The organism is Streptomyces sp. CB02261 (assembly GCF_001905665.1).
In the GTDB taxonomy this organism is placed as follows: domain Bacteria; phylum Actinomycetota; class Actinomycetes; order Streptomycetales; family Streptomycetaceae; genus Streptomyces.
In genome coordinates, this window is the sequence record NZ_LIVX01000003.1 from 486388 (window position 1) to 496675 (window position 10288).

Below are 10288 nucleotides of genomic sequence, written 5' to 3' on the forward strand. Positions count from 1 at the left end.
CAAGCCCATGACCGCCGCAGCGTCCGACGCCTCGGACCCCCTGGAAGCCGCCACGCAGGCCACCCGCAGCCTCCAGGGGCTGTCCACCGAGCTCACCGCCCGCGTACCGCAGCTCCTGGAGGCCATGCGTTCGGTCGGCACCGGGCTCGAACTCCACTCCACGCTGGACCGCATCTGCGAGACCGCCGCCGAACTCGCCGACGCGCGCTACGCCGCGATCGGCGTCGTCGACGAGGAGGGCAAGGGCCTGTCCGAGTTCGTCACCTTCGGCGTCGGCGAGGACGTGGCCCGCCGGATCGGGCGCCGTCCCGACGGCCACGCGGGGCTGCTCGGCGCGCTGATCCGGGACCCCCGGACGATCCGTCTCACCGATCTGTCCACCGATCCGCGCTCGGCGGGGTTCCCGGCCGGGCATCCCCCGATGGCCAGCTTCCTCGGCGTCCCCATCCGGGTCCAGGGCGAGATCTTCGGCAATCTGTACCTCGCGGAGAAGCGCGGCGGCGGCGCGTTCAACGACTACGACGAGCACATGGTCCGGGTCCTCGCCACCGAGGCCGGCATCGCCATCGGCAACGCCCGCCTGTACGAGGCGGCCCGGCAGCGGGAGCGGTGGATCGACGGCTCGGTCGCGGTCACCACCGCGCTGCTCTCCGGCGGGGACGCGGACGACGCCCTCACGGTCGTCGCCGAGCAGGCCCGCCGCCTCGCCGCCGCGGACGCGGGGATCGTGCTGCTGCCCGCCGAGGACGGCGGTCTCGAGATCGTCGCCGTCTCCTCGCCCCGGTCCACGAAGTCGCTCGGCGTGGTGATCCCGCCCGAGAGCGCCGTGGTGCGGCGGCTCCTGGCGGGCGAGGCGGTCTTCGTGGCGGACGCGTCGGCGGACCCGCGCATGATCAGCCGGCTGACCTCCTCGTACGGGCCGAGCATGATGCTGCCGCTGCAGAGCGGCGGCCGGGTGCTCGGCGCGCTCGTCACGCCCCGGCTGCGGGGGGCCCGACCGTTCACGGAGACGGAGCGGACGCTCGCCACCCAGTTCGCCTCGCAGGCGGCGCTCGCCCTGATGATGGCCGAGGCGCAGCGGGACCGGGAACGCCTCGCTGTGTACGAGGACCGCGACCGGATCGCCCGTGACCTGCACGATCTGGTGATCCAGCGGCTCTTCGCCACCGGCATGATGCTGGAGAGCGCCCAGCGCGGGTCGGTCGTGCCGGCCGTGCGGGACGGTGTCGGCAAGGCGGTGGACGAGCTCGACGTGACCATCCAGGAGATCCGTACGGCGATCTTCGCGCTCCAGCAGGGACCCACCGAGGCCCCGTCGGGGCTGCGGACCCGTGTCCTGCGGGAGATCAACATGGCCGCGGTGCCGCTCGGCTTCAAGCCCGCGCACCGCTTCCTCGGCGCGATCGACTCGACGGTCGGCGAGCTCACCGGCAAGAACCTCATCGCCGCCCTGCGAGAGGCGCTCTCCAACGCGTTCCGGCACGCGGAGGCGAGCCGGATCGAGGTGGTCGTCGACGCCGGCGTCACCCTGCCCGACGGCTCCGCCGGAGTACGGCTCTCGGTCGCGGACGACGGCATCGGCCTCCCGGCGGGCGGCCGCCGCAGCGGTCTGCGCAACCTGGCGCGGCGGGCCGAGTCGCTGGGCGGCGCGAGCTGGTGCGGACCGGGTGTCGGGGAGGACGGCGGCGGTACGACGGTGGTCTGGGAGGCCCCCCTCTAGGGCCTGCCAGGCGCTCTCGGCCTAGGACGTGGCCTGTTCCACCTCGGTGATCAGGCGCTCGATGACGACGGCGACGCCGTCCTCGTTGTTGCCGGCGGTACGGCCGGAGGCGGCGCTGATCACGTCCGGGTGGGCGTTGCCCATCGCGTACGAGCGGCCGGCCCAGCTCAGCATCTCGATGTCGTTCGGCATGTCGCCGAAGGCGACCACCTCGTCGGCCGTGATGCCGCGTTCCGCGCAGCACAGGGCCAGGGTGGAGGCCTTGGAGACGCCGAGCGCGCTGATCTCGATGAGGGCGGTGGGGCTCGACCGGGTGAACGAGGCCCGCTCCCCCGCGGCCGCGCGGGCCGTCGCGAGGAACACGTCGGGGTCGAGCTCCGGGTGCTGGGCGAGCAGCTTGAGCACCGGGGCCGCGGCGCCGGGCGTCTCCTCGTAGAGGAGCTTCTCCGCGGTGGCCACGGTCGCCCCCGGGTCGAGGAAGAACGGCGGGTACAGCGGCTCGTAGTGGATGCCGGTGGTGAGCTCGACCGCGAAGGAGGTCCCGGGCGCGGCGGCGCGCAGGGCCCGGACGACGTCGAGGGCGATCGGCCGCTCCAGCGGGTGCACGTCGAGGAAGGTGCCCCCCGCGTGGAGGTCGACGACGGCGGCGCCGTTGGCGCAGATCGCGAGGCCGTGGCCGTGGACGTGGTCGCGGACGACATCCATCCAGCGGGCCGGGCGGCCGGTGACGAAGAAGACCTCGATCCCGGCCCGCTCGGCCGCGGCGAGGGCGGCGACCGTGCGCTCGGATACGGACTTGTCGTCGCGCAGCAGCGTGCCGTCGAGGTCGGTGGCGATCAGCCGGGGCGCCGGGGCGGGAGTGCGCGGGGCACGAGGAGAGGTCACCGCACCATTCTTCCGTACCGGGCGCACGGGCGTGCGGGGAGCCGCACATATGAGTGGCCCGAGGTCGTCGACCCTGCGGCCGGGGAGCCGGGGCCCCGCGTCTACGGTTACGGCCCGACATGGCCGTAAACATCCGTTCGTTTTATGTGCTGCGGGGGAATGTCCCTGGGAGCTGATGGCGTCTCAGGGGGGCGGAACATGGGCTCGGGTCGGCGAAGCGACGCGTGTGACTCCTGCGTTGCGCCGTACGGGAGGTGGGTGCCGCGTCTCGGCATAACCCTCTGCCCGGGGTGCGAGGAGGCCGGGGCGGCGCATGGCACCCGGGACCCGGTCCTCGTGGGTGACGTCCTGGCCGGTCTGGTCGACGCCGCCGCGTTCGCGGTCGATCCCGGCGACGCCGTACCGGAAGCGCGCTCCGGGGCGTTCGTGTCCGTGGCCCGCTCCCTGGGGCACGTACCGGAGCCGCGTGCCGGGGGGCTCCTGCCGGACACGGCCGGTGCCGGACACGGGGCCTGCGAGCGGTGCGGGGCACGGGTCGAGTGGCGTCGTACGGCGTGGGGGCACCGGGTCATGATCGAGCCCGGCGCGCTGAGGGCCGGTGTCGTCCCCGCGGGCGCCCGCTGGCGCGTCGCCGGGGACGGGACCGTCGTCGATCCGGGTTCCGTCCCGCCGTCCGAGGCCTGCCGGGTCGGTCACGTCGAGGTCTGCGCGGCGCGGCCGGAGCCGGTCGGCTTCCCCGTCCTGTCGGCCCTGTGGCGGGGGCACGCGCGCCGGGTCGCCGTGGGCGCCGAGCCGCGCGGCTGAAAAGCGGAGACGGCACCGAGGACCGGTGTCCTCGATGCCGTGCTCGTTCTGGAAGGGTGCTCCGGGCACCCTCGTCCCGCGTCTCCGGGTGACGCCGTCTCGCCGAGCGTCGTGTCGTCGAGTGCTGTGTCGTCGAGTGCTGTGGCGTCGAGGTGGGTGTCAGCCCCAGATCATGTCGTCCGTGCCGGGAGCGCTGACGACGACGGACTCCGTGGAGTCGCCGGCCAGGGCGATCGCCGGGGTCAGGAGCGCGAGGGCCGTGAGGAGAACCGCGGCCCAGCGGTGGGCGGGACGAAAGCGCAGCAACGGATGAATCCCTTCCGAAGTCGGTGAGTCGTTCTTTCTGTGAGACAGAGCTTCGCCAGACAGAAAGACCTTCGGAAGAGGAATCCGGTGGACGGAACGGGCCCTGGACCGAAGCGGTCAGCGGGCCGCGTCTCAGGGTTCAGGGCTCAGCCACAGCCCGTCGAGCCCGTACGGGGCGAGCAAGGGCGCCTCGGAGCGCCCGACCCGCCATCCCGGCAGCGGACCGATCGCGTCCACCGCGCGTCCGCACAGTCTCGCCGCCGTCTCCTCCGCGTCCTTGAGGCGCTCGGTCAGCAGGTAGACGCCCACCGTCACCCCCTGCCCGGGACGGGGGTGGATGACCACATGTTCCACGCGGTCGTCGGGATGCGCCAGCGCGCGAAGGAGATCCGCGAGGTTCTGAGGGATACACAAGTCCACCTTCCTGTTGAGGAGTTCGGTGTGAACGAGATACACGCTCGCATTTTCCCAAAAGGGCGAACACGGGAGAAGAGCACCAGAAGTCCCATTCCGGCAATGGCCGGTACAGTCCACCTCCCCACCTGTAGAAATCCAGCCACACGTGTGATGATGGAGCGTCTTTACGACAGCTCCGGGGGGGGAGACGTTCCGTGCTGAAGTCGCTTGGCCTCGATGCCATTGCCGAGGCCGTCTACCGGGGCCTTCTCGCACAGCCGCGTGACGGTGTGGCGGACCTCGCCGAGCGCCTGGGGCTCACGACCGAGCAGGTGCGCGGCGCCCTCGACACCCTGAGCGAACTGGCGCTGCTGAGACCCTCGTACGACCGTGAGGGCGAACTGTGGCCCGTGTCGCCCGAGGTCGGCCTCCAGATGCTGATGGCACGCCAGCAAGCGGAACTCGCGGCGCATCAGAAACAGTTGGAGGACTCACGGGCCGCCGCGGCCCGGTTGATCGCGGAGTTCGCGGAGGCGCGGCCGGCCGACACCCGCTCGCACAGCGAGCGTCTGACCGGGATCGACCAGATCCGCGACCGGCTGGCGGCACTCACCCGGGAGACCCGGGAGGAGGTGATGACCTTCGCCCCCGACGGGCCCCAGCGGCCCGAGCACATCGAGGCCGCGAAGCCGCTCAACAAGGAGCTCCTGGAGCGCGGCGTCCGGATGCGGACGGTCTACCTCAACAGCGCGAGCAACAGCCCGCACACCCTCCAGTACGTGAGCTGGCTGTCCAAGCTGGGCGGGGAGGTGCGCACCGTGCCGACGCTGCCGACCCGGATGATCGTCGTCGACCGCAAGGCCGCCGTCATCCCCGTGAACAGCGACAACAGCTCCGAGGGCGCCCTCGTGCTGACCGGGCACGGCACGCTGACCGCGCTGTGCGCGCTGTTCGACAGCGTCTGGAGCGGGGCCCGGCCGCTGAACGAGGAGAGCAAGGCCGACGACCAGGGGCTGACCGACCAGCAGGCCATGGTGGTGGTCCTGCTGGCCGAAGGCCACACCGACGAGACCATCGCCAAGCGGCTCGGGGTGTCGCCGCGCACCGCGCGACGACTGGCCTCGGAGCTGATGACCCGGCTCGGGGCGCGGAGCCGGTTCGAGGCGGGCGTCCGCGCCGTGCAGAACGGCTGGCTCTCCGAGCAGCGCTGACCGCGCCCCACCAGGCCGTCCGGCACGGCCGGTTCTCCGAACAGTGCTGTCCCTCGTCCTTCAGGCCGTCCCGTAGCGGGGCGGTCTTCTCGGCGTACCCCGGCGTCGCCGCCGTGAGCCCTGCTCCCCGATGTCCCCTTCTGTCCAGGACCCCAATGGGCCACCGGACTGGTCTTCCGTCCCGTCCTCCGATCCAGAAGATTGGCCCCGGACAGCCGGTTCGGACCGGAACAGAGCGGACGGGGAGTCGACATGGTGCGTGCCGGGATCTTCGTCCGGAACCAGCTCGCCCTGCTGGGCACCCGCCATCTGCTCGACGCGGAGGACGACATCCAGGTCGCGTTCGCGACGGGCACGCCCTTCGCGGTGGCGGCCGGCACGGTCGACTGCCTCGTCCTCGACCTGGGCCTGCTCGACGAGCTGCCCGAGCCGCCGCGAGGCACGGCCGGGTTGCCCGCCGCCCGTACGGTCCTGCTGACCGCCGACGGCCGGGACGCGGTCCCGGACCGGGTGGGTGAGACGCACCCGTACGACGGCGCGCCCCTGCTGCTCGTGGACGCCGTCCGGCGGGTGGCCGGGCCCGGACCGGCTCCGGCCGGCGCCGGGACCGTCGCCCGGCAGGGGGTCGCCACCCTCTCCCCGCGGGAGCGGGAGGTGCTCCGGCATCTCGTCGAGGGCTGCACCCACGACCAGGCGGCCCGGCGGATCGGCATCAGCCAGCACACGGTCGACACGTACGTGAAGCGCATCCGCTCCAAGCTCGGCGCGCACAACAAGGCGCAGCTGGTCCGCGCCGCGCTGACCGCCCCGCGCGCTCCGTACGTACACACCTGAGACCCGTGAATCCCGTGAATCCCGTGAATCCCGAGTCGTCCGTGAATCCCGAGTCCCCGTTACTCACGGCGCATTCCGCGCCCATCGATTTCCCGAGCTCATCGCACGTACCGAGCATTCCGACAACGACAGCAGGTGAAGACATGACGTCCGAGGAAAACGGCACCCATCTCGTGGTCCGCAATCACGAACTGCGGTACTCGCTGTGGCCCGCCGACCGTGAGCTGCCGGCCGGCTGGGAGCCGGACGGGTTCCGCGGTGACCGGCAGCAGTGCCTCGACCACATCGAGCAGGTGTGGACGGACATGCGGCCGCTCAGCGCCCGGTCCCCGGAGCCCGCGGGGGCCCCGGGCTGAAGCCCGCGTCCGACGGGTGGCTCCGGGTGTGGGCGGTGAAGGTCAGCGGCCCGCCGCCGATCACGGCCACCGCGGCCGCCCGGCCCGCACCCGCGTCCAGGTCGGCCAGGACGAAGTCCTCGGCCGGCCGGGCGGCGGGACCCCCCAGGAACAGCACCCTCGGGTCCTCCTCAGGGGCCGAGACCCCGATCTCCGACAGCGGTACCCGCAGTCCCAGACCCGTCGCCTTGAGCACGGCCTCCTTCCGGGTCCACATCCGGTGGAAGCCGCTCGTGGTGGCGTGGGCGGGGGTGCGGGGCTCCGCCGGTCCGATGACGTGGGGGAGCAGTTCCGCGGGGGACACCGACGTGCTGATCTCCTCCACGTCGATGCCGACCGCACCGGCCCGGGTGACGGCGACCGCCACCCGGTCGCCCGAGTGCGAGACCGACACCTGGAGCCCGGTGCCCGGCAGTTCGGGCTTGCCGTGGTTCCGGTCGCAGTCGGGGCAGTGGGCGACCACGTCGACGCGTCGTGGCGGCAGGCCGAGATAGCCGGCCGCGACGGTGCGCAGCAGGGCCCGGCCCGCGATGAACCGCCCGCGGTCCTCCGCCCTGCGCAGCAGCGGGACCCGCTCCTGCTCGGCCGCGTCGAGCAGGGTCAGGCAGTCGTCGGTGACCGTGGCCGGATCGGTCCACCAGATGTGGCAGTCGGCCGGACCGAGCACCGGGACGGCCGGGGGCGCGTCAAGCAGCACGGGCTCTCCCCGAGGTCGAGGGCAGGGCCCGGGTGATGCGCTCCACCATGGAGCCGAACGAGGCGTCGACCGCCAGGTCGCTGCTGCTCAACTCGACCCCGAAGGCGTCGGCCGCCCTCGCGGTGACCTGCACCGCCAGGAGGGAGCGGCCGCCGACGGCGAAGAAGTCCGTGGCGTCCTCGACGCGGTCCATGGCGAGCGCCCCGCACCAGATGTCCGCGAGGCGGCCCCGTACGGCGTCGGGCCCGAGGTCGTCTCTCACCGCTGCGCCTTCCACATGGCCGCCTTCCACTGTGTCCTCCACTGCCGGGACGGAGGAATACCCCGCCTACCGGTCGGCCTCCCATGGTCACGGCAGGACGGCCTGAACACACGCCCCCGAAAGCCGTGACACCTGTTCGGGGGACAGCGCGGTGTCCATCCCGTGGACGGAATTGCACGGCCCCGGCATTGACCGGATCCGTCCAGGCCGACGTTATTGCCCGACCTCTCCGAGCCCCTCTAACGTCACGGTCGAGATCGAATGTCAGGGCCTCTCCTCACTAGGAATTCTCATGGCTATAACCCCCTTCAAGACCTGTCCCCTTTCCGATCACCACGGTCTGGTGATCGAGAGCGCTGACCTCCCCCTCGCCGAACTCCCGCACGCCGAGATAGCCGAACTCTTCAAGGAGCACGGCACGCTGATGTTCCGCGGATTCGGGGCCGGCGCCGACGATTTCCGCGCTCTCGTCCAGAAGTTCTCGTCGAAGCTCTTCTTCCACCAGAACCCCAACCGCGAGACGATTTCCGACGACGGCGCCGTGCTGCTCGTCGACGCGCACCGGAATCCCATTCCGGCGCACTCCGAGATGAGCTACTGCCCCCTGCACCCGGGCCTCCAGTGGTTCTACTGCGTGCGGCCGGCCGACGAGGACGGCGAGACGACGGTCTACGACGGCGTCGAGGCGTACAAGCGGCTCGCCCCGGAGACCCGCGACCTGTTCGACAAGCTCCGGCTGACCTGGCGCCTGCCGTTCCCGACCGCCCCCGAGCACCAGGAGCGCGTGTTCGGCACCGCCGACCGTGCCGAACTCGAAGCGCTCTTCGCCACGTTCGACGACTTCGAGTACGACTTCGACGACGCCGGGAACCTCAACTGGAAGTGGACCGTCTCCGCGGTCCCGCAGGCGCCCTACGTCGACGCGCCCACCCTCTGCAACAGCTACCTGGGCTCCGGCGCGCTCGTGTCCTTCGAGGACGGGTCGACCATCCCGCAGCACGTCCGCTGGGACGCGCTCGACGCCACCGAGCAGGTGCGGGTCGACCTCCAGTGGGAGGCCGGAGACATCGTCATGATCGACAACAAGCGCGTGATGCACGGCCGGCGCGGCTTCGAGGACCCCGACCGCAAGGTCGCGGCGATGCTCTCGACGCCCAACTTCTGACCCCGCCCCGCTGCCCGTCGACCGCCGCCACCGTCGACCTCCCCCCGTCGCCCGTCGACCGCCGCCCTCGCCGCCCGTCGACCTCCCCCCGTCGCCCGTCGACCGCCGCTCCCGGCCGCCCGTCGACCTCTCCCTCGTCGACCGCCGCTCCCGTCGCCCGTCGACCGCCGCCCTCACAGTTTGGATGCGACTCCATGACCCACGCCGTCGGCCTGCCCGCGCTCAGCGCTCCGACCGCTCCGCTGTCGTCCTTCTACGAGAACGCCCTGCACGCCATGGAGCTCGGCGACCCGGCCCTCTACGGGCTCATGGACGACGAGCTCCGCCGGCAGCACGAGACCCTCGCCCTGGTCGCCTCGTGCAGCCCGGTGACGCCCGCGGCGCTGCTCGCCGAGGGCAGCTTCTTCGCCAACGTCACGGCCGAGGGCTACCCGGGCCGCAGGTTCCACGCCGGCTGCGTGAACGTCGACAAGGTCGAGCGGCTCGCGGTCGAGCGCGCCAAGCAGGCCTTCGGCGCCCGTTACGCCAACGTCCAGCCCCACTCGGCGAGCACCGCCAACCAGGTCGTGATGAACGCGCTCCTGAAGCCCGGCGACCCGATCCTGGGCCTCGACCTGGACGCGGGCGGCCACCTCAGCCACGGCGCCTCGGTCAACATCTCGGGCCGCATCTTCGACGCGCACAGCTACGGCCTCGGCCCCGACGGCCTCATCGACTACGCGGAGGTCAGGGCCCAGGCGCTGCGGCACCGGCCGCGCCTCATCGTGGCGGGCACCACCGCCTACCCCCGTACGCTCGACTGGGCCGCGTTCCGCGCCATCGCCGACGAGGTGGGCGCGTACCTGCTCGCCGACATCACCCACATCGCCGGTCTCGTGGTGGCCGGGCTGCACCCGTCGCCGCTGGCCCACGCCCATGTGGTGACCACCTGCACGCACAAGCAGCTCTACGGCCCGCGCGGCGGCCTGATCCTGCTCGGCGACTCCGCCGAGACCGTGCTGCCCACCGGCCGTACGCTCCGGCAGACCCTGCAGAGCGGCCTCTTCCCGCTGATCCAGGGCGCGCCGGTGGTGAACAGCATCGCCGCCAAGGCCTACGCCCTGGGAGCGGCGACCACCCCGGAGTTCACCGCCAGGATCCACCGGGTGCGCGACCTCGCGGCCGCGCTCGCCGAGCAGCTCGTGGGCCGCGGTGTGCGGGTCATCTCCGGCGGCACCGACAACCACATCGTCGTGGCCGACGTCCTCACGTCGTACGGCGTCACGGGCGTCAACGCCGAGAAGGCCCTCGAACAGTGCGGCATCCTCGTCAACAAGAACCGGATCGTCGGCGACGCCCACTCCGCCATGGTGACGTCCGGCGTGCGGTTCGGCAGCAACAGCATGGCGGCGCGCGGCTTCGAGCTCGCCGACGTCGCGGAGGTCGCGGACCTCGTCCACGAGGTGCTGACCGCCACGGAGAACACCGCGAACACCACGTACGCGCTCGACCCCGCCCTGCAGGCACGTGTCCAGGAGCGGATCCGCTCCATCTGCCACCGCCGGCCCGTCGCCGGCTACTGACCGCGACGTCCTCGCGGGCCGGCGCCCCCATGACGCCGGCCCGCCCCGCGG

Annotated in this window: 12 protein-coding genes; 7 read left to right on the forward strand and 5 right to left on the reverse strand. The window is 72.2% G+C overall.

The annotated features are described in order from the left end of the window. Positions 1-7: 7 nt before the first annotated feature. Positions 8-1720, forward strand: coding sequence for a GAF domain-containing sensor histidine kinase (locus AMK29_RS12395; protein WP_073811747.1), 1713 nt, complete (start codon positions 8-10; stop codon positions 1718-1720). Between the two features lie 21 nt (positions 1721-1741). Here AMK29_RS12395 and AMK29_RS12400 read toward each other — a convergent pair whose 3' ends face one another. Continuing rightward, complete coding sequence (locus AMK29_RS12400) at positions 1742-2605, reverse strand: Cof-type HAD-IIB family hydrolase (RefSeq protein WP_073811749.1); 864 nt, start codon at positions 2603-2605, stop codon at positions 1742-1744. 336 nt (positions 2606-2941) lie between these two features. On the opposite strand from AMK29_RS12400, the gene AMK29_RS12405 reads away from it, so the two are divergent. Continuing rightward, positions 2942-3409, forward strand: a complete 468-nt coding sequence (locus AMK29_RS12405) for a DUF6083 domain-containing protein (protein WP_073811751.1) — start codon at positions 2942-2944, stop codon at positions 3407-3409. Between the two features lie 159 nt (positions 3410-3568). Here AMK29_RS12405 and AMK29_RS36365 read toward each other — a convergent pair whose 3' ends face one another. After that, positions 3569-3715, reverse strand: coding sequence for a hypothetical protein (locus AMK29_RS36365; RefSeq protein ID WP_158071311.1), 147 nt, complete (start codon positions 3713-3715; stop codon positions 3569-3571). Between the two features lie 132 nt (positions 3716-3847). Continuing rightward, complete coding sequence (locus tag AMK29_RS12410; RefSeq protein ID WP_079196846.1) at positions 3848-4171, reverse strand: hypothetical protein; 324 nt, start codon at positions 4169-4171, stop codon at positions 3848-3850. A 155-nt stretch (positions 4172-4326) separates the two neighbouring features. On the opposite strand from AMK29_RS12410, the gene AMK29_RS12415 reads away from it, so the two are divergent. The 3 genes from AMK29_RS12415 (at position 4327) to AMK29_RS12425 (ending at position 6512) form a co-directional block, all read left to right on the forward strand. Then, the gene (locus tag AMK29_RS12415; protein WP_073811752.1) at positions 4327-5322 is read left to right on the forward strand and encodes a helix-turn-helix transcriptional regulator; all 996 of its coding nucleotides are present in this window, start codon (positions 4327-4329) and stop codon (positions 5320-5322) included. Between the two features lie 252 nt (positions 5323-5574). Then, positions 5575-6156, forward strand: coding sequence for a LuxR C-terminal-related transcriptional regulator (locus AMK29_RS35025; RefSeq protein ID WP_079196847.1), 582 nt, complete (start codon positions 5575-5577; stop codon positions 6154-6156). A gap of 143 nt (positions 6157-6299) precedes the next feature. After that, positions 6300-6512, forward strand: coding sequence for an MbtH family protein (locus AMK29_RS12425; RefSeq protein ID WP_073811755.1), 213 nt, complete (start codon positions 6300-6302; stop codon positions 6510-6512). Here the strand turns inward: AMK29_RS12425 and AMK29_RS12430 are convergent. Further along, positions 6472-7248 carry a 4'-phosphopantetheinyl transferase family protein gene (locus AMK29_RS12430; RefSeq protein ID WP_079196848.1) on the reverse strand — a complete coding sequence of 259 codons (777 nt, stop codon included), beginning with the start codon at positions 7246-7248 and terminating at the stop codon, positions 6472-6474. The two genes, AMK29_RS12425 and AMK29_RS12430, sit on opposite strands and share 41 nt — an antisense overlap. Next, complete coding sequence (locus tag AMK29_RS12435) at positions 7238-7510, reverse strand: phosphopantetheine-binding protein (protein WP_073811757.1); 273 nt, start codon at positions 7508-7510, stop codon at positions 7238-7240. Before AMK29_RS12435 ends, AMK29_RS12430 begins: the two co-directional genes overlap by 11 nt. A gap of 343 nt (positions 7511-7853) precedes the next feature. Here AMK29_RS12435 and AMK29_RS12440 point away from each other — a divergent pair, with 343 nt between their 5' ends. Continuing rightward, positions 7854-8675: a TauD/TfdA family dioxygenase gene (locus AMK29_RS12440; protein WP_073811759.1), complete on the forward strand. Its 822-nt coding sequence runs from the start codon at positions 7854-7856 to the stop codon at positions 8673-8675. A 194-nt stretch (positions 8676-8869) separates the two neighbouring features. Then, positions 8870-10237 carry a serine hydroxymethyltransferase gene (gene glyA, locus AMK29_RS12445; protein ID WP_073811760.1) on the forward strand — a complete coding sequence of 456 codons (1368 nt, stop codon included), beginning with the start codon at positions 8870-8872 and terminating at the stop codon, positions 10235-10237. The last annotated feature ends 51 nt before the right edge of the window (positions 10238-10288 follow it).

Bases quoted from the DNA above. Each gene is read 5' to 3' on its own strand.
- AMK29_RS12395 (WP_073811747.1), top strand. From the start codon at position 8: ATGACCGCCGCAGCGTCCGACGCCTCGGACCCCCTGGAAGCCGCCACG.
- AMK29_RS35025 (WP_079196847.1), top strand. From the start codon at position 5,575: ATGGTGCGTGCCGGGATCTTCGTCCGGAACCAGCTCGCCCTGCTGGGC.
- AMK29_RS12425 (WP_073811755.1), top strand. From the start codon at position 6,300: ATGACGTCCGAGGAAAACGGCACCCATCTCGTGGTCCGCAATCACGAA.
- glyA (WP_073811760.1), top strand. From the start codon at position 8,870: ATGACCCACGCCGTCGGCCTGCCCGCGCTCAGCGCTCCGACCGCTCCG.